The organism is Synechococcus sp. A15-44 (genome assembly GCF_014280115.1).
Classification (GTDB): domain Bacteria; phylum Cyanobacteriota; class Cyanobacteriia; order PCC-6307; family Cyanobiaceae; genus Parasynechococcus.
Genome location: NZ_CP047938.1, coordinates 2,597,277 through 2,621,965, shown reverse-complemented (window position 1 = coordinate 2,621,965; position 24,689 = coordinate 2,597,277). Strand labels below are relative to the sequence as shown.

Below are 24,689 nucleotides of genomic sequence, written 5' to 3'. Positions count from 1 at the left end.
AAACCAGCGCTCATCACAGTTCTCGATGAGCCAGGGCTGAGGAGAATTTTTCACAGGATGGGGAGTGAGGCTTCGCTTTCCACCTCTTCACAGCGAGTGGAAAACTCGCGCGACAAACGGGCGGATGGTTCTCGCCTGTTTTCCACAGCGTGTTGGGATGGTTTTAAGGCGTCTTCCGCAGCCGCTTTGTCGGTTGGTTTTGTCTTACGGCCACAAAAAAGCCCCCTGACGGGGGCAGAAGTGCGTTGATGCAAGGCGGTGTGTCAGAAGCCCATCACACTGGCGACGGTGCCCAGATCAGGATTGAGGTCGGTGTGGAAGGCGGCGTCGTTGTTGCTGATGGCGCAGTCGGGATCCTTGAGGCCGTTGCCGGTCAGAACGCAGACCACCGTGGCGCCGGCTGGCACTTCATCTTTGCGCTTGAGCAGGCCTGCCACAGAGGCAGCGCTGGCGGGTTCACAGAAGATTCCCTCCTGGCCGCCTAGAAGCTTGTAGGCCGCGATGATCTCCGCGTCGGTCACATCCAGGAACGCGCCATTGCTGGCTTCGCGTGCTGCCAGGGCTTTGGCTCGGTTGACCGGGTTGCCAATGCGGATGGCGGTGGCGATGGTTTCGGGGTCCGTCACCGTGGTGTTGTTCACCAGAGGGGCGGACCCGCTGGCCTGGAATCCCATCATTCGGGGCAGGCTGCGGCTCCTGCCGGCCTGTTGATATTCCTGGAAACCCATCCAATAGGCGGTGATGTTTCCGGCGTTGCCCATGGGAATGCACAGCCAGTCGGGTGCATCACCGAGGGCATCCACGATTTCGAAGGCCGCTGTTTTCTGGCCCTGCAGCCGGTAGGGATTCACCGAGTTCACGAGGGTGACGGGATACTTCTCTGCCGCTTCCCGAACGATGTCCAGGGCGCGGTCGAAGTTGCCGCGGATCGCCAACACCTCAGCGCCGTACACCAACGCCTGAGCCAGTTTTCCCTGGGCGACATAGCCATCCGGGATCAAGACGAAGGCACGCATCCCACCCCGCCTGGCATAGGCCGCAGCCGCAGCACTGGTGTTGCCCGTGCTGGCACAAATCACCGCTTCACAACCGGCTTCTTTGGCTTTGCTGATGGCCATGGTCATGCCCCGGTCTTTGAAGGACCCTGTGGGGTTCAGGCCGTCGTATTTCACGAACACCTTCACGCCCTTGCCGATCTGTTCTGCAACCGATGGCACGGGGATCAGAGGGGTGGCGCCTTCACGCAGGCTGATCACGGGCGTCGCATCGCTGACGGGAAGCCAGCTGCGATAAGCCTCAATCAGTCCAGGCCAGTCCTGCATCACAGGGGTGGCAGTGAAACGCCGACGGAGGTTCTGAAACAGGGACACCGGCTGGGATGGGGGGATTGCCGGAATCTAGGCGGCGTCTGCTCCGGGCTTGGTCAGGGTTGCGCTTCCTTCAATCCGTCCAAGGGGGAGTCGGAGAAAAACTGCACCAGACCGGCGATGGATTCTGCTTTTTCGATCACTCCAAACAGAGCCGGAAGATTCACCGCCATGACGGCATTGGGGTAGCTCTTCAAAAAGCTCACTGCCGTGAGGCCATCTTCGCTCTGCAATCCACTGATCACTCCGGCGCGGATCGCCGGAACACTCACCTCAGGTTCCGGTGTGTAGATCGGATGAATGATGCGTGCAACACGACGCAGGATGGCCTCACCGATCCGTGTGTTGATCAGACGGCTTGTGAGCACCAGGGGAAGCTCGAGGCTCTGATTGAGCATCTGCGAAACCTCCTGAGGGTCCTGCTTGGACAGTTCAAGCAGATCACCCAGCAAGCCGATGGCTTCACCGGTTTCGGCCAGGTGTTCAATTTCCTTGACGGGAATAGAGCGGCGAAAGGCACCACTCATCAGTGCCACGTCCGTCGCGGCCTGCAGGGGTTGCATGGCACTGCTCCAAGCGATTCCAACTCCCGCTGCCATGCCCAGCAGGGAGGAACGGGTGAAGGGCTTGGCGAGCATCACGCTGAAGGTGTTGGCCGGAAGTTAGGCCGGAACTCCAGCGGCGACCCGCACCAGGCGGACAACTCCCCGTTCGGCCAGCCCCTGAGCCACCTTGAACCCCATGCGCCGGGTGTCTGGTTCATTGAGCACCCTCGGCATGCGACGCAGGAGAAGGTCGGGTGTGAATCCCGGCAACGATTGCAACACTTGGATCAACTCCCGCACCGGCTCCAATTGCATCAGTGGATCGGAGAGCCCGGGTGGTGTCTGGCCAAGGGCGGATGGTTGCAGTCGTTTGGGGAGGCGTCGACCCAGGCGTTGCATCGTTGACCAACCCAGAGCATCCAGCCGATCCACGGTGGCGGTCACCAGTTGATCTCGAAGCAATCCTGCCTTGGGTGAGAACAGGAAGTCGAGCAGTTGATCGAGCAAGGCCTCCAGATCCAGCTGGGCCTGGCTTGCAGCGCTGGAGACCAGATTTTCCAGACGGGTCCAACGAAAGGCGTCTCCGTCGAACAGCATCTCCTTGAGGCTTTGACGCAGCTGGGGATCGGGATCCTCCATCAGTCGCCTGGCGAAATAGGGGTAGGCAGCACCAAGGATCTTGAAGTTCGGATCCACACTCAGGGCGATGCCCTCCAGGGTGACCAGCGACCGAATGATCAGGGCGTAGTAAGGCGGCACCCGGAAGGGGAATTTGTACATCACACCGGACATGTCGTCGGTGACCGCTTTGAAATCCATGCGGTTGACGCCGGCCTCGAGGGCCTGGCTGAAGACCTTCTCAAAGGCGGGAACAATCGGTTCCAGGTTCACGTCTTCCGCTAGGAATCCCAGGGTGACGAAATCTTTGGAGAGCTTCCCGAAGTTTCGGTTCACCAGATGGACAACTGCCTGAATCAAGCCGGTGCGTGACTCGCGGCTCACTTCGCTCATCATCCCGAAGTCGAGATAACAGAGGCGACCGTCCTCCAGAGCCAGGAGATTGCCGGGGTGGGGATCGGCATGGAAGAAGCCATGCTCCAGCAACTGTTGAAGGCTGCAGTTCACGCCCACTTCCACCATGTCGTCCGGGTCGACACCGAGCTCGCGAACTGCATCCAGGTTGGTGAGCTTGACGCCGTCGATCCACTCCATCGTCAGCACCCGGCGGCTGGTGGCGTTGCGATAAATCGTCGGAACAGCGATGCGAGGGTTGTGTTGATGCAGCTCAGCGAAAGTCTCAGCGTTCGAGGCCTCGTTGAGGTAATCCATCTCTTCGAACACCCGTCGACCCAGTTCATCGATCAGGCCGACGAGGTCGCTGCGGATCAATCCGATGTTGCTGTTCAACCAGGCGGCGATGTTGCGCACGATGTACAGATCCAGGGTGATCTGTTCGCGCAGCCCCGGGCGCTGCACCTTCACCGCCACCCTTGCGCCACCTTTGAGGGTTCCCTTGTGCACCTGACCCAAGGAGGCGGCTGAGATCGGTTCCCGGTCCAGCTGCTCGAAAATGTCATCCACCGGTGCGCCGAGGTCCTCCTCGATGCAGGCCATGGCCAGGCCGCTGTCGAAGCCGGGCAGTTGGTCCTGGAGCTGGGCCAGTTCTTCCAGCAGCAGCGGCGGGACGATGTCTGGTCGTGTGGAGAGCGCCTGGCCGGCCTTGATGAAGGCGGGGCCAAGATCCACGAGAAGTTCAGCGCATTCGCGAGCTCGAGCCCGGGCCCGTTCCTCATCCTTCAGCAACTGGAAGATCCAGTCGAAGGCGACGCCCAGCAGCAACAGGCCGATGGGTACGAGGGTTTGCCAGAGCCGGCGGATCAGCCGCTGGGGATGGCCGGCATAAATACGTGTGATGGCGGCGGGGTCGTACTCGAGCAACCCAGCGGCTTCGATGAAATCCCCGAGCTCCTGCGCCATCAATTCATCGGGATGTCCGACACCCCTTCTAAACGAACCGAGCTGCCGCTACGGTCGGCATCATCACAGGGCTGGACGTGCTCACCGGTCTGCTGCTGCAGAACATCGCTCTGATTGAGAGTCTTGAACTGGAGTTCAGCTCGGGTTTCACGGTGCTCACCGGTGAGACCGGGGCTGGCAAGTCAATCCTTCTCGATGCCCTCGATGCGGTGTTGGGTGGAGCGCAGGGCTCCAGGGGCGTTCGTCTGCTGCGGACGGGTTCGGATCGCGCCAGGATCGAGGCTGCGTTTCAACTCAACCCAGCCCTGGAGCAGTGGTTGATCGCGGCGGAGTTTGACCCCGAAGAGGAGCTTCTGATCAGCCGCGAATGGAAACGGCAGGAGGGTGATCGTTATTCCAGTCGCTGCCGGCTGAATGGCAGCACGGTGAACCGTCAGCAGTTGCTTGAGCTGAGGCCGCTGTTGATTGATCTCACGGTTCAGGGACAGACCCAGTTGTTGTCGCGGGCGGGGCAGCAACGGCTCTGGCTTGACTGTCTCGGTGGATCTGCTTTGGCTGAGCTCAAAGTTCAGGTGGCTGATGCCTGGACCGAATGGCGCCAGGCCGCAGATGCCCTGACGGCACTTGAGCAGGAGCAGCAGCGCTCCGAACAGGAGCAGGCTGAACAGGAAGAGCAGTTGGAGCAGCTGCAAGCTGCCGATCTCGACGACCCCGACGAGCAGCAGCGGCTGGAACAGGATCAAGACCGCCTCGTCCATGGCGTGAGGCTGCTGGAGGGTTTGGCCTTGCTGTTTGGGCGTCTCCGCGACGGTGTGGATCAGGCGCCTTCCCTGCAGGAACATTTCGCGGCGTGCATCCAGGAGCTGCAGGCCATGGCGCAGCTGGATGGTTCGCTTGAGCCCCTGCGTGATCAGGCGCTGGATCTCGAAGCAGGTGTGGACGGTTTGTTGCGCTCCCTCGATCAATACGGTCTGGCGCTGGAGAGCGATCCAGACCAGCTGGAGCGGATTCAGGACCGTCTGTTGGTTTTAAAACGGCTGCAGCGCTGTTACGGCCTTGATCTGGCCGGTTTGATTCAGCGGCGCGACGAGCTGCTTCATCGTTTGGGATCGGAAGGCTTCGCGGCGGATCTCGCCCGCCTGCAACAGGCCGAAACCGTCCGTCGCCAGATGCGTGACCAGGCCAATGCGGCCCTGCGTCGCGAGCGGTTTAAGGCGGCGGAGGCCTTAGAGGCCTCGTTGCTGAAGCTGTTGCCACCCATGGGCCTGGCCAACGTGCGCTTCAAGGTGGATCTCACCCCCTGTGATCCGGCTGAGCATGGAGCGGACGCTGTTCAATTCCTGTTCTCCGCCAATCCCGGTCAACCGATGGCACCGCTAACCGAGGTGGCCTCCGGCGGTGAGATGTCCCGTTTTCTGCTCGCGCTCAAGACCACCCTTGCCGCAGTGGATGGCTCCAGCACGCTTCTTTTTGATGAGATTGATGCCGGGGTCAGTGGACGCGTCAGTGGAGCGATGGCCGATCTGCTTCAGACCCTGGCCCGTCAGCGCCAGGTGTTCTGCGTCACCCACCAACCGCTCGTGGCGGCAGTGGCTGATCACCATTTCCGAGTGAGCAAGCATGTTGAAGACGGCATCACCCATTCGCGAGTGTCCCGACTGCGGGACACCCAGGAACGCCGCCAGGAGCTGGCAGACCTCGCTGGTGGCGATCAAGCCGATGCCTATGCAGCGAGCCTGCTGGACCAGCGAACAGCTTGAAGGCTTGAGTTCTTCCTAAACTCTTGAGCTTTCCAACGGGTCCTGATGGCGCCAGCTGCTGCCAAGAGCACCGGTCAGAAGGCCCCCGTGAACCTTTCGGGCGGAAGTCTTGAAGATGTGATCCGCGTGCGTGGCGCTCGCCAGCACAACCTCAAGAACGTCGACGTCACCATTCCCCGCAACAAACTGGTGGTCTTCACCGGAGTGAGTGGCAGCGGCAAGAGTTCACTTGCCTTTGACACGATCTTTGCCGAGGGACAGCGCCGCTACGTCGAAAGTCTTTCGGCCTACGCCCGCCAGTTTCTGGGGCAGGTGGACAAGCCCGATGTTGATGCCATCGAGGGCCTGTCTCCGGCGATTTCGATTGATCAGAAATCCACCAGTCACAACCCCCGCTCCACGGTGGGCACGGTCACTGAGATTCAGGACTATCTCCGTCTGCTGTTCGGCCGCGCCGGCGAGCCCCATTGCCCGCAATGTGAACGTTCGATCCGGCCCCAGAGCATCGACGAAATGGTCGATCAGATCCGTCTGCTGCCGGAAGGAACCCGCTATCAGCTCCTGGCGCCAGTGGTGCGCGGCAAGAAGGGCACCCACACCAAATTGATCAGCGGTTTGGCGGCCGAAGGTTTCGCCCGGGTGCGCATCGACGGCGAGGTGCGCGAGCTGGCCGATAACATCGAGCTCGATAAGAACCACAGCCACAACATCGAAGTGGTGGTCGATCGTCTTGTGGCCCGCGAGGGGATCCAGGAACGGCTGACTGATTCGCTGCGCACGGCCCTCAAACGCGGCGATGGTTTGGCATTGGTGGAGGTGGTGCCCAAGAAAGGGGAGGAGCTTCCCGACGGCATTGAGCGGGAGCGTCTCTACTCCGAAAACTTCGCCTGCCCCGTTCACGGCGCTGTGATGGAGGAGCTGTCACCGCGACTGTTTTCGTTCAACAGCCCTTACGGCGCCTGTGAGGACTGCCATGGCATCGGCCATCTGCGCAAGTTCACCTGTGACCGGGTGATTCCGGATCCCAGTCAGCCGGTGTATGCGGCTGTGGCGCCTTGGGCAGAGAAGGACAACAGCTACTACTTCTCCTTGCTGTTCTCGGTGGGGGAAGCCTTTGGCTTTGAGATCAAGACCCCTTGGGATCAACTCAGCGATGAGCAGCGGGATGTGCTGCTCAATGGAAGCCGCGAACCGATTCTGATCCAGGCCGACAGCCGTTACCGCAAGGGCAAAGGCGGATACACCCGACCTTTCGAAGGCATTCTTCCGATTCTCGAGCGGCAGCTCCGTGATGCCAGCGGCGAGTCCCAGCGCCAGAAGCTGGAGAAATATCTGGAGTTGGTGCCCTGTGCCAGCTGTGCCGGTCAGCGGCTTCGTCCCGAAGCCCTGGCGGTGAAAGTGGGGCCGTACCGGATTCCAGAACTTACGGCCGTCAGCGTCGGTCAGACCCTGGAACGGATCGAAAAACTGATGGGTGTGGGCGCCCATGAGGGTTCAGAGCCCTTGCTGAATGCCCGTCAGATCCAGATCGGTGATCTGGTGCTCAGGGAAATCCGCCTTCGTTTGAAATTCCTGCTTGATGTTGGTCTGGACTACCTGAGCCTTGATCGACCGGCGATGACGCTCTCCGGCGGTGAAGCCCAGCGCATCCGTCTCGCAACCCAGATCGGTGCTGGTCTCACAGGGGTGCTGTATGTGCTGGATGAGCCAAGCATCGGCCTGCATCAGCGGGATAACGACCGTCTCCTAAACACCCTGGTGCGGCTCAGGGATCTTGGAAACACCCTGGTGGTGGTGGAACACGATGAAGACACCATCCGTGCTGCCGATCACGTGGTGGACATCGGCCCTGGTGCCGGCGTCCATGGGGGCCACATCGTGGCGGAGGGAAGTTTCGATGATCTGGTGGCGAGCAGTGAATCGCTCACCGGCGCTTACCTGAGTGGCCGTCGCTCGATTCCAACGCCGGCTGAACGTCGCCAGAGCGGTTCGCGCTCGCTCAAGTTGATCGATTGCAACCGCAACAACCTCAAGAACGTTTCGGTTGAGTTTCCCTTGGGTCGGTTGGTGTCCGTCACCGGGGTGAGCGGCAGTGGTAAGAGCACCCTGGTGAATGAGCTCCTGCATCCCGCCCTGGAGAACGGACTGGGTCTCAAGGTGCCCTTTCCGCAGGGTCTCGGGGAACTGCGGGGGTTGAAGTCGATCGACAAGGTGATCGTGATCGACCAGAGCCCGATTGGACGCACGCCCCGCTCCAATCCAGCCACCTACACCGGTGCTTTTGATCCGATCCGTCAGGTGTTCGCTGCCACGGTGGAGGCCAAGGCTCGCGGCTACCAGGTGGGTCAGTTCAGCTTCAACGTGAAGGGTGGCCGCTGTGAGGCCTGCCGTGGTCAGGGCGTGAACGTGATTGAGATGAACTTCCTGCCGGATGTGTACGTTCAGTGCGACGTCTGCAAGGGCGCCCGGTTCAACCGCGAAACCCTGCAGGTGAAATACAAGGGCCACACCATCGCGGATGTGCTGCAGATGACGGTGGAGCAGGCCGCTGAGGTGTTTGATGCGATTCCTCAGGCGGCCGATCGCTTGCGCACCTTGGTGGATGTGGGCCTTGGCTACGTCAAGCTCGGCCAGCCGGCGCCAACCCTCTCGGGGGGTGAGGCCCAGCGGGTGAAGCTGGCGACGGAGCTGTCACGGCGGGCCACTGGCAAGACTCTTTATCTGATTGATGAGCCCACCACCGGCCTCAGCTTCTACGACGTGCACAAACTGATGGATGTGATGCAGCGGTTGGTGGACAAGGGCAACTCGATCATCTGCATCGAGCACAACCTTGACGTGATCCGTTGCAGCGACTGGATTATTGATCTTGGCCCTGAGGGCGGTGACAAGGGTGGCGAGATCCTGGTCACGGGCACTCCAGAAGAGGTCGCCCAGCACCCCACCAGTCACACCGGCCGCTACCTGGCTCGCGTTTTGGAGCAGCATCCACCAGAACTCCCCGTTTCCCTGGCGGCTTGATGGCCCGACTTCGCACCCACCTGGCGGCTCTGGCGTTTGGCATGTCACTGGCGCTTGGTGGAGGCCCAGCTTCAGCTTTGGAGCGGTTCGTGTTGCGTCTGCCGTTTCTGGAGACGGAGATCACGATCAACTTCGCTGACGGTGAGTCGGCTGAACAATTGATTCAGGCCAGTCCGGATCTGCAGGATCTGGAACTGGCCAGTGGTGGCAAGTTGTTGCCGCTGTTGCGTCAGGTGTTCCTGACGCCGCTGCCCCTGGAGACCAAGGCATTGCTGGCGGGATCGACCGGTCAGCCCCTGCTTGAGCAGGCCCTCCATGCGGCGACGCAGGTTGTGTCTCTTGAGGGGGTTGAGCTGGATGACAGCGGGAGGATGCTGACCGAAGCCCTGATTCGTGCTGAACGCCGGGGGCAACCCAACATTCTTGGCTTTTTGAGGGAGTTGCCCGGAGAGCAAGCGTCGATCGATCTATCCCGCCTCGCTGAGGTGGCCAACCGGCTTAAAACCAATCTTGAGGAGGGGGTTGCCCTGGCCCGTTCCCTTGAGGCTGCATCTGTGACGCCCGCTCTGCGGGAGCCTCTGCGGCCCAGCTGGTCCCGTGAGGTTGTTCAGGTTTCCGTGCCCCATCGGCCAAAACCCATGCGGGTTCTCATGCTTCAGCCTGCAGCCCTTGGGAATCGTCGTTTGGTGGTGATCTCCCATGGGCTCTGGGACGATCCGGAGTCGTTCGAAGGGTGGGGTGAGGTGCTGGCTGCCCATGGCTACACCGTGCTGCTTCCCGATCACCCGGGCAGCGACCTCAATCAGCAGAAGGCGATGCTCGCTGGTGATGTGCCGCCGCCTGGGCCTGAAGAGTTGCGGCTTCGGCCCCTTGATGTGTCCGCTTTGTTGGATGCCATCAGTGCAGAGCGTGTTCTGCCTGGGTCCAGGTTGAACACCGATGCCGTTGCGGTGGTGGGTCACTCCTGGGGAGCCACCACCACGCTTCAGTTGGCCGGTGGTGTTCCTGTTGATTCCAGGCTCAAAGCCCGTTGCAGTGACCTCAAGGATTCGGAGCGAAACATCAGTTGGGTGCTCCAGTGCAGTTGGCTGTCGGGGGTGAACCAAGCCGCTGTTGCTGATCCAAGGGTCAAGGCTGTTGTGGCCGTTAGTCCGCCCTTGCGTCTGTTGTTTGACGGCAGTCGCTTGGAGAGCCGTCCGGCCAAGATGCTGCTGATCAGCGGTACCCGCGATTGGGTGGTGCCTTCGGGCCCGGAAGCGATCGCTCCAATGCGTGAGAGTAAGGCCGTGCGCTTAGGTCATCGCTTGGTGATGGTTCAGGGTGCGGACCACTTCAGCCTTCGTAGTTTTCAAGGTGAGTCGACTCCGGCACAGGTTGGGCCGGTCATCCTTGGCTGGATCAACGAGCAGCTTGAGCTGGATGCCGCCCTCACCTTCTCTGCGGGTGGTTGGGGTGATGAGCGGGGCAGCCTTGTTGATGTAAGCGCCCGCCTCTGATGTTGCTGGCTTGTTACAACAAGCCGAGCCTTTTACTGTTGTCCCTACGGCTCAGATCCATTGCACGACAACATAACTCAGCTTTCTTGCTCGGTTTGATTTGCAGGTCTTCTAAGGTTTTTTTCATTTTTTACCCCTTCTTCCGCCTCTAAAGAAAAAACAACGGCACCGAATCTGCGTCCCGTTGTTGTTTGTGAGTGGAGCGAATGGGGATCCGGTTGTTGCATCTGCACCTTCACGGTCTGTTTCGTTCCCATGAGCTCGAACTGGGACGGGACGCTGATACCGGTGGCCAGACGTTGTATGTGCTGGAGCTCGTGCGCAGCCTGGCGCAGAGGGCGGAGGTTGAGCAGGTTGACGTGGTCACCCGGCTGATTCAGGACCGTCGGGTCGATCTCGATTACAGCCAACGGGTTGAAGCCATTGCTCCAGGGGCCCGCATCCTGCGCTTTCCCTTCGGTCCCAAGCGGTATCTGCGCAAGGAGTTGCTTTGGCCCCATCTCGAGGAGCTGGCCGATCAGCTGGTGGAACATCTGAGCCAGCCCGGCCAGAGGGTGGATTGGATTCATGCCCATTACGCCGATGCCGGTCTGGTGGGTGCCCTCGTCAGTCAGCGCTTGGGGATTCCGCTTGTTTTTACGGGTCATTCCCTCGGCCGGGAGAAACAGCGTCGTCTCCTGGCTGGTGGCTTGGATCGCTCTCAACTTGAGCAGACCTATGCCATCAGCCGGCGCATTGACGCCGAAGAGCGTGCTCTCGCCCAGGCGGATCTGGTGATCACCAGCACCCGTCAAGAGGCGGATCAGCAGTACTGCCGCTACGGCCACTTTCAGGCGGATCAGGCGGTGGTGGTCCCCCCCGGGGTCGATGCCACCCGGTTTCATCCCCACAGCTCATTGAAGGAAGGATCTGCGCTGCAAAGCCTGTTGCAGCCTTTCCTGAGGGAGCCGGATCGGCCTCCCCTCCTGGCGATTTCCCGAGCGGTGCGGCGCAAGAACATTCCTGCGCTTGTGGAGGCCTATGGCCAGTCTCCAGTGCTGCGGCAGCGTCACAACCTGGTGCTTGTGCTCGGCTGTCGGGATGATCCGCGTCAGCTTGAGAAGCAGCAGCGTGATGTGCTTCAGCAGGTGTTCGATCTAGTGGATCGGTTTGACCTCTATGGCCAGGTCGCCTACCCCAAACAACACCGTCGTGCCCAGATCCCCGCTCTGTACCGCTGGGCTGCATGTCGGGGAGGGTTGTTTGTGAACCCGGCGTTGACCGAACCCTTCGGACTCACCCTGCTTGAGGCCGCGGCCTGCGGTTTGCCGATGGTGGCCACCGACGATGGAGGGCCACGGGATATTCAAAACCGTTGCGAGAACGGTCTTCTGGCGGACGTCACCGATCCCGGAGCACTTCAGGAAGCCCTGGAATTGGCTGGCAGTGATCGGTCCCGTTGGCGCCGTTGGAGTGACAACGGAGTTGAGGCCATCAGTCGGCACTTCAGCTGGGATGCCCATGTGTGTCAGTACCTCGCCCTGATGCAGCAGAAAGTTCGCGTGTCACCTGTGCGTGGAATGTTGGTGGTGCGGCGGCCCAGCCCCGTCTCCAGGCTGTTGGCGTTGGATCTCGACAGCAGCTTGGAGCTGCCGGAGGAACGCTCCCTTGCGCATCTGCGCGACCGGCTCCAAGCCGAACCCTTGGCTGCTTCGACAGGGTTGGTGATCCTCACGGGGCGCTCCCTGGCTCAGGCGCGTCAGCGCTACCGGGAGTTGCATCTTCCCGATCCCAAGGCCTGGATCTGCAGGGCTGGAACCGAGATTCACCACGCGGCAGATCGCGCCGAGGATCCCGTCTGGGCCAAGCGGATCAGCCAGGCCTGGGATCGTGATGCTGTTCTTGCAGCCATGGGTCAACTGCAGGAACACATCCAGCTTCAGGATGCTGATCATCAGAGTCGTTACAAGGTCAGCTACCTGTTGCGGGCCTCCAACTGCGGTTTAATCGGGTTGGCTCGTCAGCGCTTGCGCCGCCATGGCCTGCAGGCGGAACCCCAGCTCCGTTGCCACTGGTTCCTGGATGTTCTGCCGCAGCGTGCATCCCGCAGCGAGGCCATCCGTTTCCTGGTCCAGTCCTGGGGGCTCCCCCTGGATCAGGTTCTGGTGGTGGCCAGTCAGCAAGGGGACGGAGAGTTGCTGGATGGTTTACCCGCCACCGTGGTTCCTGCGGATCACGATCCCTACCTGTTGGGCCAACGGATCCAGCAGCGGGTATACGTCTCGAAACGCCCCAGTGTTGGAGCCGTGCTGGATGGCTTAACCCACTACCGGTTTTCAGGCAGCCGTTGATCCTGGAATCACGGTCACACAGGCGGCTGCCCTGTCGGCCTTTGCTTGTGCTTCCTTCCGATCTCCTCCCCTTGCTAGGGCCACACCCATGCGTCGACCGGGGCGGGCTGTGGGCTTGCCGAAAAGCAGCACTTGGGTGTCAGCTTCCGTGAGCGCTTGTTCGACTCCTTCAAAAGCTACGGAGTCCATGTTCGTTTGGGCCAGGATCACTCGGCTGGCCGCCGCATCAGCTGCCGTGATGGTCGGGATCGGCAGACCGAGAACAGCGCGCAGGTGCAGTTCGAACTCGCTCAGGTTCTGGCTGATCAGGGTCACTAGGCCAGTGTCGTGCGGCCGGGGCGACAGTTCAGAAAAAATTACCTCATCGCCACAGAGGAAAAATTCCACCCCGAAGAGACCGGCACCGCCCAGGTTGTCGGTGACGGTTTTGGCCATGGCCTGGGCCTGACGCAGTTGTTGGTCGCTGAGTTGAGCTGGCTGCCAGCTGCATTGATAGTCCCCTCCTTCCTGTTCGTGGCCGATCGGTGCACAGAACAGTGTTTCGCCATTGCGCTGACGGATGGTGAGCAGGGTGATCTCCAGATCGAAATGAAGAAATTCCTCCACGATCACCTGGGTTGAGGTGCCCCGCGCACCGGCCATGGCAGCCTCCCAGGCCTTGGGCAGATCGTCTGCACAGGTCACCACGCTCTGGCCTTTGCCGGAGGAACTCATCACCGGTTTCACCACGACGGGCCAGCCCAGTGGTTCCGCCACTGCTGTGAGTTCTTCAGCATTGGAGGCATAGGCGAATCGGGCGGTGCGGAGACCGAGTTCGCCGGCCGCCAGGTCGCGGATGCGGTCTCGGTTCATCGTGACGGCCGTCGCGCGGGCCGTGGGAATCATGGTGATCCCTTCCTGTTCGAGTTCCGCCAGGGCATGAACGGCGAGTGCTTCGATCTCCGGGATCACCACATCGGGTTGGTGGCGCCTGACCACCTCCAGCAAGGCATCGGCATCGGTCATCGGCAGCACTTCGGCCACGTCAGCCACCTGCATGGCCGGAGCACCGGCATAGCGATCACAGGCGATCACCCGGCAGCCCAGCCGTTGGGCAGCAATGGCCACCTCCTTGCCCAGCTCCCCGCTGCCCAGCAGCATCACGGTGCGTGGAAACGACGGCATGGTGATCCTTGAACGGCCTGCCTGCATCATCAATCAACGCAAGTCCTGAGACTTTCCGCAGCCTGGGGTGCAGCTCCCGATGTCCCGCTAGGTCAAGGATGCGTTCTTGATTGAGTCCAGTGCTTCGGGCGACGTTGTTGGCGGTTCTCGCTGGAGCCTCTCTCCAGCTCGGGCCGGTTCAGTCCAGGCCTGCGGATCCCATTCCACCGGTTGCCCCCTGGCTCAGTGATGCGGAGGCACTGGCCTTGCTGCCTGCTGCTGTTCGTTCCCGTTCCACCAAGCAGCTGGTGCTGCATCGTTCCAGCCGTCAGCTGATCCTGCTGGAGCAGGGGCAGCTTCGTTTGCGGGTGCCTGCTGCTGTCGGCACCCAAGGCTGGGAAACGCCTCTCGGCGAGCATCGGGTGCTGTTCAAAGCGGTGGACCCCGTCTGGCGGCATCCCGGCACCGGTGCTCTGGTTCCCCCCGGAGGCCGAAACCCCCTGGGATCGCGCTGGATTGCCTTCTATCAGGACTGCTCCAATCCCGGTGGTTGGGATGGCGAGAAGGTGGTGCAGGTCCGCGGCTGCTCCCACGTCGGCTTGCACGGCACGCCCCACCGTTGGACCGTCGGACGGGCCGTATCCCATGGATGCGTTCGCCTTTATGAAGAACACATCCGCAGGGTGTTTGACCTTGTGGATGTGGGGACTCCGGTGGTGGTCCTGCCTTGATGGTTGTGCCGTGACAGACCGAGGCACAAAAAACGAGGCATGAAAAAAGCCCTGGGTGGACCCAGGGCTTGGTGGACGTGTTTTGTCGTTCGGCTGTTAGATCACCAGAGTCCCTGAACGGGAGCAGCAGGAGCGGGCTCTTCGGCCTTGGCGGTGTAGGCCTGGATGCAGGCCGGGGTGTTCATGTACCAGCTGAGCAGGGAGGTGTCCTTGTGGAAATCACCTTGTGCTTCGGCATTGCAGACCTTCATGGCACCTTGCAGGCGCTGATCGGTCGGCAGCTTGGCCATCATTCCGTAGCTGGAGAGCTTGCCATCTTCAGCATCAAGAATGATGGCGCTGCGAACGGCCTGCAGATCGTTCTGCTGGCTGTAGTACGGGTGATAGTTGCCGTTGATGCTTTCCTTGAGGAAAGCCTCGCCTTCGGTGGAGTAAAGGAAGCGAGTGACGTCAGCAACGTCAACGTCGTATTGCTTCTCCAGACCCACCTCGAGTTCTTCGCGGGTCCAACCGGACAGGTCGCTCAGATCCTCAGGCACGGGATTGGAGACGGCCTTTTTGCCACCGAGGGGCAACAGCACGTTGGAGCGAACGAAACCGTTGGTGACGGTGCGGGCGGTTTGTTTGGGGGCGGCGAAGCTGGGGAGTCCAGCAGCGGCGACCATCAGGCCGGCACCGGTGAACAGAAGTGCTCTGCGCATGAGCTGCAGTTGATTTGCCTTTGAACCGTCGCCAGACCGCCCGGGAAGTTGCCTGGAACCACAGGGTTTTTTTCCTTTTAAGAGAGCGTTAAGGAAAAACGAGAATGCTGTCTTTTCTCTGGCGGAAGGGACTGTGTCTTAAGATTCTCTTCCAATTCTCGTTTTGATTGTTTGCTCGGTCTGTTTGCCGCGTTGCTTGTGCCGATGTCGGGTGTGGTGACCCAAGGCGTCGAACAGGACCATCCAGCCTTGGACATCTCCTGCCGTGTTGGTCGCCCTGTGCGTGCCGCTCATGACGGGGTCGGTCGGAGTCGCTGGACAGCGACCCACGGATGGACGTTTCATCTGGCTGGGGCAGGCGTCAAGACGCGTTACAGCCATCTCAATGCTGGTGCCCCAGCAGGCTCCTATGACCGCGGCCAGATCATTGGTCTTTGCGGCAACACGGGCCGGTGGTCGACCGGTCCTCATCTCCACTTCGAAGCTGAACCCCTGCATCTCCTTGATCTGCTTGAGAGCCCCAGCGCAGAGCAGCTGAAATCGATGGAGCAATCGCCTCAATGGCGTCAGCGCTCGGTGGAAGCGAGCCGCTAAGGGCTCAGTTCGAATCGTTACTGCTCTGACGGCGCACTTCTCCGATCAGCCATACACCCATAAATCCGAGCGACGACACACCGAAATAGATCAGAACCCACCGCAGAACCCGATCTGGATCGGCAGCGGCGTTGGCGAGCAGCTCAGCGGTTTTGGCAAGCAGGTTGTCCATCAGTTCTGAAGATCGGGGATCAGCGTGAGTTGGCGGACCGGTGATTCCTCGCTGACGAAACCCCAGGCTTCAAACACGGTGGGATCGGGATGCGTGATGCGCTGCTCCGTTCCATGGCGTTCCAGTTGGAACCCTTCGCTCGACATGCGCCGCATCAAACTGGCCGACTCCTCAAAGCGGGCAGCCATCGCTTCGAGACTTGAGCAGTCAGCGGTGAGACCGGATTCACGCCAGGTGAAGTAGGTCATCACGCCTTGCCGTCTCAAAACATGACTTTAAGGGGTGTGAGCGGCGCGAAGCGTTCGTTCTGGATATCAACAATCCCCTGAGTACCGGCTATGTCGTTCAGGCCTCCCTTCATTCAGAACGCTGTGTTGTGGTCACTCCAAGATCTTGAAAATGTCGGTCGTTTTTCTGCGTCAGGGTCAATCTTTCTCAGAAGAATTGACTTTGCGCGGTACGAAGACAAGTGCGATTTCATTGTCGATCTGAAGCAACTGCATCCTTCAGCTCACTTCAATGATGCTTCTCAGGATTGGATCAAAAGATCGACTCTCAGGGACGCAGCACCAGTCCGAGAAGCACAAGCCCTGCTGTGACCAGCCAGAACGCGGGCACCACGCTTCGTTCGTCGGTGCCGCCCAGCTCAAAGTGGTGATGCAGCGGCGCCATGCGGAACACGCGTCGCCCCTGACCATCTGGGCCTTTCGTGGACTTGAACACCCAAACCTGGATGATCACGGAGAGGGATTCGGCGACGAAGACGCCTCCCATCACCAGCAGGGGCCAGAGGCTGTTGGACAACAGAGCCACACCGCTGAGGGCGGCTCCCATGGCCAGGGATCCCGTGTCGCCCATAAAGGCCCGAGCCGGGTTTCGGTTGTGCACCAGAAACCCAAGCCATGCCCCAGCCATGGTCATGCAGAAGCCAGCCAAGGCGGGATCTCCGTTGTCTCCTCGGAGCATCAGTTGAAGTGCCAGACCGGTAAACACCAGTGCTCCGCAGCCGCTGGCCAAGCCATCCAGGCCATCGGTGAGGTTGGTGGCGTTGCTCTCCGCCAGAACGACAAACAGCCCCAGCGGCCAGATCAGAAGCCCTAAGGGCAGTTCAAGGCCAAAGGGCAGGGCAATGCTGCTGCTGATCCAGCCCTGCCAGGCAGCGATGGCAAGAAAGGCTGCGGCTGCCATGGCTTGCAGCAGCAATTTCCCTCGCGCCGTCAGGCCAGCATTGGTGTGTTTGGTGAGGCTGCTCCAGTCATCGATGCCGCCGATCAGCATGAACGTCAGGGTCAGGGCTGCCAGGCTGAGCAGTTGTTGTGACGCCACGGCGTCCCGTGTGATCAGGCTCCCGAGAATGACCCCGACGGGAACCACTAGAAGGCCCCCCATCGTTGGCGTTCCCGCCTTGCTCTGATGGGCTTTGGGGCCTTCCTCACGGATGAACTGCCCCATCTTCAAGCGCCGCAGAAGGGGAATTCCCAAGGCTGCAGTCGCTGTTGCGCAGACCGCTGAAATCAAGAGCGGCAGGCTCAGTTGCGCATTGGTGATCCACTTGTCGGCTGCAAAGCTGGTCATCAAGACCACCAGCATCAGCAAGCTGGCACTCGATGAGCCGTTCTCCCACCAAGGGCGGCGGTTCGAATCCGTGGATTGCAAAGCTGCACTGGACTGATCGCTGGGACCCTAGGTGAGTCGCTCAGTGGCGACCAGTCAGTGCTTGGGGGACGTCAGTCCTCCCACTGCTCCTCGTTTTGCTCGTCATCCTTGTTGTAATCCTCTTTCTCACCCATGAGCGCGGAGAGTTCCTCCTCTTCGACGGTGCTCACTTCAGGTGAACCGGATTCTTCGTCGGCAACGAGACGGCCGCTGGTTTCCAGCCAAGATAGAAGGTCAGGCTCCTCACGCAGTGGCAGCACGGGTGCAGGGTCGCGGCGCCCGTAGCGGGTGAGGGACGGGTTGACGCTGTCCAGGGCGTTTAAATCAACCAGAGCGCTCATGCAGGGAGTGACGCGGGCCAATCAACCAAGATAGACCATGTGCTGTTTTAATCCCCCACTGAACAAATCTGCGCTGCTCGTTCTTTTCTGGGGTCTGGCCCTGATCATCAGCTCTGGTCTGCATTGGTGGGGTTTGCAGCGGCCTGAACCGTTGCAGACCTCCTGGACACTGGCGCTGCTGCTGGTCTTTGTCCCGGCTGCGGCGTTGGCTGCATGGTTGCTTGCGGCTTCTCCACAGGTGGCGGCCGGCGAGACGAGAGAATCAGACGATTGTGATCAGGAGACCCATTGATGGGCCGCGCCAAGAAGGTGGTACTCGCCTATTCCGGGGGAGTTGATACCAGTGTCTGCATCCCATACCTCAAGCAGGAATGGGGTGTTGAGGATGTGATCACCTTTGCCGCTGATCTCGGCCAGGGCGATGAGCTGGAGCCGATTCGTCAGAAAGCGCTGGATGCCGGTGCCAGTCAGTCGCTGGTGGGAGATCTGATCGAGCCCTTCATCAAGGATTTCGCCTTTCCGGCGATTCGTGCCAACGCTCTCTACGAAGGCCGTTACCCCCTCTCCACGGCCCTGGCGAGGCCTCTGATCGCGAAGCGCCTGGTGGAGGTGGCCCGGGAAGTGGGTGCCGATGCTGTCGCCCATGGGTGCACAGGCAAGGGCAATGATCAGGTGCGTTTTGATGTGGCCATCGCTGCGTTGGCACCGGACCTAAAGGTGCTCACCCCAGCTCGTGAGTGGGGCATGAGCCGTGAGGAGACCATCGCCTACGGCGAACGCTTTGGTCTGCCCGCACCGGTCAGCAAGAAGTCGCCCTACTCGATCGATCTCAATCTGCTGGGCCGCAGCATTGAGGCCGGACCCCTTGAAGACCCGATGGTGGCTCCTCCCGAGGAGGTGTTTGCGATGACGCGATCGGTGGAGGCGGCTCCGGATGCCTCCGAAGAGATCGAGATTGCTTTTGAAGCAGGCAATCCTGTGGCGATCAACGGTCAGCAGCTGGACCCCGTGGCCTTGATCCGTGAAGCCAACCGCCTGGCGGGCACCCATGGCATTGGCCGTCTCGACATGATCGAGAACCGCGTGGTGGGGATCAAATCCCGGGAGATCTACGAAACGCCCGGCCTTTTGCTGTTGATCCAGGCCCACCAGGAACTGGAAAGCCTGACCCTCGCTGCTGATGTGCTGCGCAGCAAGCGGCAGTTGGAAATGCAGTGGGCCGACCTCGTTTATCAGGGCCTTTGGTTTGGCCCTCTCAAAGATGCTCTGGACGGCTTCATGGACCGCACCCAGACCACCGTCAATGGTGTCGTTCGTCTCCGGCTGCACAAAGGAACGGCCACGGTCACCGGCCGCGGCTCAGCTGATAGCAGCCTTTACGTCCCCGAAATGGCGTCCTACGGCAGTGAGGACCAGTTCGATCACCGCGCTGCAGAGGGCTTTATCTACGTCTGGGGTCTGCCGACCCGCCTCTGGTCAGCATCCCAGCGCCGTTCAAGCTGAGCGCTGCCGCTTCTGCAGGAAGTTGAGAAGCCTCAGGCCCGGAAAACGCACAACGTTGTCCGGGTCTGAGCTTCCAGGCAGGGCTGGTTGAGGCCGTTCGATCTGGTCTTGATCAACCTGTTCAGCCAGCAGTTGATAACGCTCCATCAACGGCTCAAGCCGCTGTTGGAAACGGCGTTCAAAGACGTCCGGCAGTTCGGCCAGAAGCTCGTTGTAGGACTCGATCTCGCCCTCGAGCTCGGAAATTCTCTGTTTCAGCAACCGAATCACTTCAGCGTCGCCATGACGCTCGTTCCAAACAGATTCGGTTGGCTGAGGGTGGTCGTGTTTCGAATCCATGGGCGGACGGTATCGCCCACCCACGAATCCAACAATGCTGATCAGTCAGCTGATGCAGCGGCTTCGGCCTGTTGCTGTTGAGCAGCTTCGCTGCCCGGCATCACCCGAGGTGCGGGAAGGGGACCTTCCTGCTTCACGGTCAGATAGCGGATCACATCCTCACTGAGGCGCATTGCCTTCTCGAGAACAGCAACGTGCTGGCCATCGCCGTTGTGGCTCAGTTGCACGTAAATGCCTTCCTTGTGCTTTGCAATCGGATAGGCCAGACGGCGCTTGCCACGCATCTGGTTGTCCAGCACATCGGCACCAGCTTCCACGAGCATGTCGCGGTACTTGGTGAGATGGCTTTCAACTTCCTCCTCCGGAATGTCCGGACGAAGGATGTACATGGTTTCGTAATACGGATCGTGCGTCATGGGCAGCACCGAAGGGGTATCAGGCTCACCGGAGTGAGCGACGGATCTAACACCTTATCCCCTGGCCTGCCCCAGCACTTCAGTAGAGCTGCATCCGTACGGCCTGGCTGATGCCGGGAAGATCCGGTTCGCGCCCGCGCCAGCACTCCACCAGGGCAAACAGAAGAATGGCCAGCACCGCCACCACGATCGTGCTGGACAGGGTGCTCACCAGCAGGCTGCCTCCGGCAATGGGTTGGAGAAGGATGCCAAACGCAAAGCTCAGCACAACGATCACGATGTCGGTGAGCAGGGCCTGCAGGGTGTTGAAGCGGATGAAGTAGGGAACGGCCGGATTCCGCACCACCGCCAGAAACAGCACGAAGAAAAGCAGTAGGCCACCGAAGGGAACCCCCCGATCCAATTGGATCAGCGGTACCGCGGGAACGATCAGCAGTCTCAGCAACGGGATCTGGTTGAACACACCGTCAGCCCCGAGGCCAAAGGGAATGGCGTCACTCCAGGGGAGCAGGTACACCAGCGGTGCGAGCAGCCGCTGCCAGAGGGGAATCTGCACGGTGGAGCTAGGGATTGTTGGGACCTTAGTTCGCAAGAGCAGTCGCGGCGGCGCTTCGCATCGCCTCGACAGGAACGTCGTCGCGTCCACTCCAGAGCCGCAGCGAGGCAGCGCCCTGCTGAACCAGCATCTCGAGGCCATCGATGCAGCGGTGGCCCCGTTGTTGCCCAGCTGCAAGCCAGCTGGTGGGCCTGGGTGTGTAGATCAGGTCGTACAACACCGCTTCGGTGTTGAGCTCTGTCCAGAGTTCGGCCCCCAATGGCATGGCCTCCGGGTCGCCGTGCTGGGCCATTCCCACCGGGGTGGTATTCACCACGAGAGCCGCTTGAGCCACGCTCTCGTTGAGCTGAACAGCGGTGTCGAGACAGGCCGTCAGGGGGGCGTGGCTCTGCTGCAGATCAGTGATGAAGGCTTGCAGTGCCTCGCTTCGCCGTCCAACAACGGTGATGCTGCTGAGGTTCAGGGTCTGCAGACCGGCGACCACGGCTCGAGCTGATCCGCCGCAGCCGATCACCACGGCATGGCGTCCTGCCCAGGTGTCGTTGGTACCGAGGGGTGCCAGAAAGCCCTCCACATCGGTGTTGGTGCCGAACCAGCCACCGCCCGCTCCCGGAATCAGGGTGTTGACGGCACCGAGCCGTTTCGCCAGTGGGCTCAGCTCCTCGCAGAGCTCGGCGATGGCTTGTTTGTGGGGGATGGTGACGTTGAGGCCCTGGCAGCCAACGGCCCTGAGACCGTTCAACACCTGATCAAGGTTTTCGTTTTCGCAGGGCAGGGCCAGGTAGCGCCAGTTGAGCCCCATGCTTTCGATGGCGGCGTTCTGCATCACCGGCGAAACCGAGTGGCGCACTGGATTGCCAAGCAGGCCCACAAGGCTGGTGTCGCCGTTGATCATTGCCAGGGCCGGATCGCTCCACCAGCCTGCCTGTTCGGGAACCACACCTCGCCTGTCACCGGGTCTGCTGTGGAGGATGAGCCCAATCAAATCACCATTTCTGGAGGTGGGCACCGATGGGCAAGGTTGTCGGCATTGACCTTGGCACCACGAACAGCTGTGTTTCCGTGATGGAGGGCGGTAAGCCCACCGTTATCGCGAACGCCGAGGGCTTCCGCACCACGCCCTCCGTGGTTGCTTACACCAAGAACCAGGATCAGCTGGTGGGTCAGATCGCCAAACGTCAGGCGGTGATGAACCCGGATAACACCTTCTATTCCGTCAAGCGTTTCATCGGCCGTCGGGTTGATGAGGTGAACGAGGAATCGAAAGAGGTGAGCTACGGCGTCGAAAAGGCCGGCTCCAACGTGAAGGTGAAGTGCCCTGTTCTCGACAAGCAATTCGCGCCTGAAGAGGTTTCCGCCCAGGTGCTGCGCAAGCTGGCCGAGGACGCCGGTAAGTACCTCGGTGAAACCGTAAGCCAAGCGGTAATCACCGTTCCCGCCTACTTCAACGACTCCCAGCGCCAGGCCACCAAGGACGCCGGCAAGATCGCTGGCCTTGAGGTGCTGCGCATCATCAACGAGCCCACCGCTGCGGCTCTGGCCTACGGCCTCGACAAGAAGAGCAACGAGCGCATCCTGGTCTTCGACCTGGGCGGCGGCACCTTCGATGTGTCCGTTCTGGAAGTAGGCGACGGCGTGTTCGAAGTGTTGTCCACCGCTGGTGACACGCACCTCGGGGGTGACGACTTCGACAAGGTGATCGTTGATCACCTGGCCGAGACCTTCAAATCCAACGAAGGCATCGATCTGCGTCAGGACAAGCAGGCCCTGCAACGCCTCACCGAAGCCGCTGAAAAAGCCAAGGTTGAGCTGTCCAACGCCACCCAGAGCGAGATCAACCTGCCGTTCATCACGGCCACGCCCGAGGGTCCCAAGCACCTGGACCTCACCCTCACCCGCGCCAAGTTTGAGGAACTCGCTTCCAAGCTGATTGACCGCTGCGCCATGCCTGTGGAGCAGGCGCTCAAGGACGCCAAGCTCTCCTCCGGCGAGCTGGACGAGATCGTGATGGTGGGTGGTTCCACCCGCATCCCGGCCGTGCTCGAACTGGTGAAGCGCATCACCGGAAAAGACCCCAACCAGACGGTGAACCCCGACGAGGTGGTGGCTGTGGGTGCTGCCATTCAGGGCGGTGTGCTGGCTGGCGAGGTGAAGGACATCCTTCTGCTTGACGTCACGCCCCTCTCCCTGGGTGTGGAAACCCTCGGCGGTGTGATGACCAAGATGATCACCCGCAACACCACGGTTCCCACCAAGAAGACCGAGACCTACTCCACGGCTGTGGATGGTCAGACCAATGTGGAAATCCACGTGCTCCAAGGTGAGCGCGAGATGGCGTCCGACAACAAGTCGCTTGGAACCTTCCGTCTCGATGGCATCCCCCCGGCTCCCCGTGGCGTGCCTCAGATCGAGGTGACCTTCGACATCGACGCCAACGGCATCCTCAGCGTCACCGCCAAGGACAAGGGCAGCGGCAAGGAGCAGTCCATCTCGATCACCGGCGCGTCGACCCTCTCGGATTCCGAGGTCGACAAGATGGTGAAGGACGCCGAAGCCAACGCCAGCGCTGACAAGGAGAAGCGCGAAAAGATCGACCTCAAGAACCAGGCTGAAACCCTCGTCTACCAGGCTGAAAAGCAGATGGGCGAACTGGGCGACAAGGTTGATGCCGACGCCAAGGCCAAGCTGGAAGAGAAGCGTCTCAAGCTCAAGGAAGCCACCGAGAAGGACGACTACGACGCGATGAAGACCCTGCTGGAGGAACTGCAGCAGGAGCTCTACACCGTGGGTGCTTCCGTCTATCAGCAAGAAGGGGCTGCAGCTGGTGCTGGCGCGCCTGGCGCTGATGCTGGTGCCGGTGCCAATGCCGGTGGTGGCGATGCCAGCGACGACGTCATCGACGCGGAGTTCACCGAGACCAAGTGATCGGTTGATTCAGCAACGCCTCAGGGCCCTACGGGGCCCTTTTTTTATGCCTGCTCAAGTGATCTCTGCTCGAGTTCAGCGGCGACCCACTCGGCGGTGCCAGGCGTGAGCAGAACGCCGTTGCGGTAGTGCCCACTCGCCAGGATCAATCCAGGTTCCAGCTCCTCCAACAGAGGTGCGGGGCGATCCACGGGCCGGGCTCGCAGGCCACTCCAATGGCCAACCACCGTGGCTGAGCGCAGCCACTCCGGTGCCCGCTCATTCAGGTGGCGCATCAGGGTCAGCGGATCCTCCGAAGCACGATCGCCCGGTTCCACGGTGGCCCCGAGCAGCAACCGTCCTGGTGCGGTGGGAATCAGGTTGAAGCCCTGATCCACAAGCACCGAGGGCCAATGGCTCCAGGTTGTCGGACCCGTTGTCAGTTCCAGTGACAGGGCTTGGCCCAACACGGGTGTCATCTGTCGGGCCTGGCCCAGCGGTTCCAGCAAGACGTCCGAGCTCAGGGCTGTGCAGAGCACCACAAGGTTGTGAATGGAGCTGTTTCCATCGGCGCGATGCACACGCCATTGGTTGTCGTTGCGGTCCAGATGGACCACCGCCGTGGCATTCAGCTCCACGCTTTGCTCTGCCAGCGCCTGTCGCAGGGCCCGTTGCAGCAGCAGTGGATCCACACGACCGTCGTGGCGCGAGTGCAGGCCACCGTGCCTGGCCGTCGGCCAGACCTCTGCCAGGTCGGCGTTGGTGACCATCTGCAGGCCCAGGTCAACGCGCTGGGCGGCCAGCGCTTCCATCCGCTCAGCCGCTCGTTCGTCCTGGGCGATTTGCAGCAGGCCCGGATGGAGCCTGAGGTCAGGCTGGTGAGCCTGCAGCGTTTCGATCCATTGCGGCCAGAGCTCCATGCTCCGGCGGCGCAGCCTCCAGCCCCGCCCGCTGCTGCGGCGAAACACGTGGCCCATCAGCACCCCGAGAGATGCCGATGTTCCACTCAAATCGTTTGCTGATCCCTCGCGATCAACGGACTGGTTCAGGCGAGGGTCGTAAACAGAAACATCGTGCCCTTGCTGGGCCAGATGCCAAGCGGTGCCGAGGCCGATGGCCCCGGCACCAATCACTCCA

23 protein-coding genes are annotated in these 24,689 nt (G+C 61.0%); 9 read left to right on the top strand and 14 right to left on the bottom strand.

The genetic code is table 11. The features are described 5' to 3' along the window. Window positions 1-263 precede the first annotated feature (263 nt). From thrC to SynA1544_RS14545, 3 genes are all read right to left on the bottom strand, one after another. Window positions 264-1,322: a threonine synthase gene (gene thrC / locus SynA1544_RS14555; RefSeq protein WP_115131646.1), complete on the bottom strand. Its 1,059-nt coding sequence runs from the start codon at window positions 1,320-1,322 to the stop codon at window positions 264-266. A gap of 101 nt (window positions 1,323-1,423) precedes the next feature. Beyond that, the gene (locus SynA1544_RS14550; protein WP_186514363.1) at window positions 1,424-2,005 is read right to left on the bottom strand and encodes an alpha/beta hydrolase; all 582 of its coding nucleotides are present in this window, start codon (window positions 2,003-2,005) and stop codon (window positions 1,424-1,426) included. A gap of 24 nt (window positions 2,006-2,029) precedes the next feature. Beyond that, window positions 2,030-3,889 carry an AarF/ABC1/UbiB kinase family protein gene (locus tag SynA1544_RS14545; RefSeq protein ID WP_186514362.1) on the bottom strand — a complete coding sequence of 620 codons (1,860 nt, stop codon included), beginning with the start codon at window positions 3,887-3,889 and terminating at the stop codon, window positions 2,030-2,032. Window positions 3,890-3,966: 77 nt separating this feature from the next. On the opposite strand from SynA1544_RS14545, the gene recN reads away from it, so the two are divergent. The 4 genes from recN to SynA1544_RS14525 all read left to right on the top strand — a co-directional run bounded on the left by recN (window position 3,967) and on the right by SynA1544_RS14525 (window position 12,496). Further along, window positions 3,967-5,649 (top strand): DNA repair protein RecN, encoded by a 1,683-nt coding sequence (recN, locus tag SynA1544_RS14540; RefSeq protein ID WP_186514361.1) that lies wholly within the window; start codon window positions 3,967-3,969, stop codon window positions 5,647-5,649. A gap of 45 nt (window positions 5,650-5,694) precedes the next feature. Beyond that, on the top strand, window positions 5,695-8,670 hold the full coding sequence (uvrA, locus tag SynA1544_RS14535; protein WP_186514360.1) for an excinuclease ABC subunit UvrA: 2,976 nt from the start codon (window positions 5,695-5,697) through the stop codon (window positions 8,668-8,670). After that, window positions 8,670-10,166 carry an alpha/beta fold hydrolase gene (locus tag SynA1544_RS14530; protein WP_186514359.1) on the top strand — a complete coding sequence of 499 codons (1,497 nt, stop codon included), beginning with the start codon at window positions 8,670-8,672 and terminating at the stop codon, window positions 10,164-10,166. The genes uvrA and SynA1544_RS14530 overlap by 1 nt, the downstream gene beginning before the upstream one ends. A gap of 206 nt (window positions 10,167-10,372) precedes the next feature. Then, complete coding sequence (locus SynA1544_RS14525) at window positions 10,373-12,496, top strand: HAD family hydrolase (protein ID WP_186514358.1); 2,124 nt, start codon at window positions 10,373-10,375, stop codon at window positions 12,494-12,496. Here the strand turns inward: SynA1544_RS14525 and purT are convergent. Beyond that, complete coding sequence (purT, locus tag SynA1544_RS14520; RefSeq protein ID WP_186514357.1) at window positions 12,482-13,660, bottom strand: formate-dependent phosphoribosylglycinamide formyltransferase; 1,179 nt, start codon at window positions 13,658-13,660, stop codon at window positions 12,482-12,484. The genes SynA1544_RS14525 and purT overlap by 15 nt on opposite strands. A 137-nt stretch (window positions 13,661-13,797) precedes the next feature. Here purT and SynA1544_RS14515 point away from each other — a divergent pair, with 137 nt between their 5' ends. Continuing rightward, the gene (locus SynA1544_RS14515) at window positions 13,798-14,370 is read left to right on the top strand and encodes a L,D-transpeptidase (protein WP_255477660.1); all 573 of its coding nucleotides are present in this window, start codon (window positions 13,798-13,800) and stop codon (window positions 14,368-14,370) included. A gap of 101 nt (window positions 14,371-14,471) precedes the next feature. Here the strand turns inward: SynA1544_RS14515 and SynA1544_RS14510 are convergent, their stop codons facing one another. After that, window positions 14,472-15,071 carry an alpha/beta hydrolase gene (locus SynA1544_RS14510; RefSeq protein ID WP_186514355.1) on the bottom strand — a complete coding sequence of 200 codons (600 nt, stop codon included), beginning with the start codon at window positions 15,069-15,071 and terminating at the stop codon, window positions 14,472-14,474. A gap of 171 nt (window positions 15,072-15,242) precedes the next feature. Between SynA1544_RS14510 and SynA1544_RS14505 the strand changes: the two genes are divergently transcribed. After that, the gene (locus SynA1544_RS14505) at window positions 15,243-15,665 is read left to right on the top strand and encodes a M23 family metallopeptidase (protein ID WP_186514354.1); all 423 of its coding nucleotides are present in this window, start codon (window positions 15,243-15,245) and stop codon (window positions 15,663-15,665) included. 4 nt (window positions 15,666-15,669) lie between these two features. Here the strand turns inward: SynA1544_RS14505 and SynA1544_RS14500 are convergent, their stop codons facing one another. The 4 genes from SynA1544_RS14500 to SynA1544_RS14485 all read right to left on the bottom strand — a co-directional run bounded on the left by SynA1544_RS14500 (window position 15,670) and on the right by SynA1544_RS14485 (window position 17,834). Continuing rightward, entirely contained in the window at window positions 15,670-15,837 is a 168-nt protein-coding gene (locus SynA1544_RS14500; protein ID WP_186514353.1) for a hypothetical protein, read from the bottom strand. Beyond that, on the bottom strand, window positions 15,837-16,085 hold the full coding sequence (locus SynA1544_RS14495) for a hypothetical protein (RefSeq protein ID WP_115094718.1): 249 nt from the start codon (window positions 16,083-16,085) through the stop codon (window positions 15,837-15,839). The genes SynA1544_RS14500 and SynA1544_RS14495 overlap by 1 nt, the downstream gene beginning before the upstream one ends. A gap of 307 nt (window positions 16,086-16,392) precedes the next feature. Next, window positions 16,393-17,427: a phospho-N-acetylmuramoyl-pentapeptide-transferase gene (mraY, locus tag SynA1544_RS14490; protein ID WP_255477811.1), complete on the bottom strand. Its 1,035-nt coding sequence runs from the start codon at window positions 17,425-17,427 to the stop codon at window positions 16,393-16,395. A gap of 137 nt (window positions 17,428-17,564) precedes the next feature. Beyond that, window positions 17,565-17,834 (bottom strand): DUF3134 domain-containing protein, encoded by a 270-nt coding sequence (locus SynA1544_RS14485; protein ID WP_006850710.1) that lies wholly within the window; start codon window positions 17,832-17,834, stop codon window positions 17,565-17,567. Window positions 17,835-17,985: 151 nt separating this feature from the next. Here SynA1544_RS14485 and SynA1544_RS14480 point away from each other — a divergent pair, with 151 nt between their 5' ends. Both SynA1544_RS14480 and SynA1544_RS14475 read left to right on the top strand, forming a co-directional pair. Next, window positions 17,986-18,126: a hypothetical protein gene (locus SynA1544_RS14480; RefSeq protein WP_170950881.1), complete on the top strand. Its 141-nt coding sequence runs from the start codon at window positions 17,986-17,988 to the stop codon at window positions 18,124-18,126. Beyond that, a complete protein-coding gene (locus SynA1544_RS14475) occupies window positions 18,126-19,337 on the top strand; it encodes an argininosuccinate synthase (protein ID WP_114988802.1) in 1,212 nt (403 codons plus the stop codon). Before SynA1544_RS14480 ends, SynA1544_RS14475 begins: the two co-directional genes overlap by 1 nt. On the opposite strand, the gene SynA1544_RS14470 is transcribed toward SynA1544_RS14475, so the two are convergent. The 4 genes from SynA1544_RS14470 to SynA1544_RS14455 form a co-directional block, all read right to left on the bottom strand. Next, complete coding sequence (locus SynA1544_RS14470; RefSeq protein ID WP_186514351.1) at window positions 19,329-19,676, bottom strand: hypothetical protein; 348 nt, start codon at window positions 19,674-19,676, stop codon at window positions 19,329-19,331. The two genes, SynA1544_RS14475 and SynA1544_RS14470, sit on opposite strands and share 9 nt — an antisense overlap. A gap of 41 nt (window positions 19,677-19,717) precedes the next feature. Beyond that, entirely contained in the window at window positions 19,718-20,092 is a 375-nt protein-coding gene (rpsF, locus tag SynA1544_RS14465) for a 30S ribosomal protein S6 (RefSeq protein WP_114988800.1), read from the bottom strand. 79 nt (window positions 20,093-20,171) lie between these two features. Further along, complete coding sequence (locus tag SynA1544_RS14460) at window positions 20,172-20,684, bottom strand: Tic20 family protein (protein WP_186514350.1); 513 nt, start codon at window positions 20,682-20,684, stop codon at window positions 20,172-20,174. Beyond that, the gene (locus SynA1544_RS14455; RefSeq protein WP_186515611.1) at window positions 20,674-21,543 is read right to left on the bottom strand and encodes a shikimate dehydrogenase; all 870 of its coding nucleotides are present in this window, start codon (window positions 21,541-21,543) and stop codon (window positions 20,674-20,676) included. Before SynA1544_RS14455 ends, SynA1544_RS14460 begins: the two co-directional genes overlap by 11 nt. Before the next feature lie 116 nt (window positions 21,544-21,659). Between SynA1544_RS14455 and dnaK the strand changes: the two genes are divergently transcribed. After that, on the top strand, window positions 21,660-23,573 hold the full coding sequence (dnaK, locus tag SynA1544_RS14450; RefSeq protein WP_114988798.1) for a molecular chaperone DnaK: 1,914 nt from the start codon (window positions 21,660-21,662) through the stop codon (window positions 23,571-23,573). Window positions 23,574-23,617: 44 nt separating this feature from the next. Here the strand turns inward: dnaK and SynA1544_RS14445 are convergent, their stop codons facing one another. Next, window positions 23,618-24,685, bottom strand: a complete 1,068-nt coding sequence (locus tag SynA1544_RS14445; protein WP_186514349.1) for an FAD-binding oxidoreductase — start codon at window positions 24,683-24,685, stop codon at window positions 23,618-23,620. Window positions 24,686-24,689 lie beyond the last annotated feature (4 nt).

Coding starts and splice junctions, on each gene's coding strand:
- thrC (WP_115131646.1), bottom strand. CDS start 1,322: ATGCAGGACTGGCCTGGACTGATTGAGGCTTATCGCAGCTGGCTTCCC.
- SynA1544_RS14470 (WP_186514351.1), bottom strand. CDS start 19,676: ATGGATTCGAAACACGACCACCCTCAGCCAACCGAATCTGTTTGGAAC.
- SynA1544_RS14525 (WP_186514358.1), top strand. CDS start 10,373: ATGGGGATCCGGTTGTTGCATCTGCACCTTCACGGTCTGTTTCGTTCC.
- SynA1544_RS14530 (WP_186514359.1), top strand. CDS start 8,670: ATGGCCCGACTTCGCACCCACCTGGCGGCTCTGGCGTTTGGCATGTCA.
- SynA1544_RS14455 (WP_186515611.1), bottom strand. CDS start 21,543: ATGATCAACGGCGACACCAGCCTTGTGGGCCTGCTTGGCAATCCAGTG.
- purT (WP_186514357.1), bottom strand. CDS start 13,660: ATGCCGTCGTTTCCACGCACCGTGATGCTGCTGGGCAGCGGGGAGCTG.
- rpsF (WP_114988800.1), bottom strand. CDS start 20,092: ATGACGCACGATCCGTATTACGAAACCATGTACATCCTTCGTCCGGAC.
- uvrA (WP_186514360.1), top strand. CDS start 5,695: ATGGCGCCAGCTGCTGCCAAGAGCACCGGTCAGAAGGCCCCCGTGAAC.
- SynA1544_RS14545 (WP_186514362.1), bottom strand. CDS start 3,889: ATGGCGCAGGAGCTCGGGGATTTCATCGAAGCCGCTGGGTTGCTCGAG.
- SynA1544_RS14510 (WP_186514355.1), bottom strand. CDS start 15,071: ATGCGCAGAGCACTTCTGTTCACCGGTGCCGGCCTGATGGTCGCCGCT.
- SynA1544_RS14475 (WP_114988802.1), top strand. CDS start 18,126: ATGGGCCGCGCCAAGAAGGTGGTACTCGCCTATTCCGGGGGAGTTGAT.
- dnaK (WP_114988798.1), top strand. CDS start 21,660: ATGGGCAAGGTTGTCGGCATTGACCTTGGCACCACGAACAGCTGTGTT.
- SynA1544_RS14485 (WP_006850710.1), bottom strand. CDS start 17,834: ATGAGCGCTCTGGTTGATTTAAACGCCCTGGACAGCGTCAACCCGTCC.
- SynA1544_RS14500 (WP_186514353.1), bottom strand. CDS start 15,837: ATGGACAACCTGCTTGCCAAAACCGCTGAGCTGCTCGCCAACGCCGCT.
- SynA1544_RS14495 (WP_115094718.1), bottom strand. CDS start 16,085: ATGACCTACTTCACCTGGCGTGAATCCGGTCTCACCGCTGACTGCTCA.
- SynA1544_RS14550 (WP_186514363.1), bottom strand. CDS start 2,005: ATGCTCGCCAAGCCCTTCACCCGTTCCTCCCTGCTGGGCATGGCAGCG.
- mraY (WP_255477811.1), bottom strand. CDS start 17,427: ATGCTGGTGGTCTTGATGACCAGCTTTGCAGCCGACAAGTGGATCACC.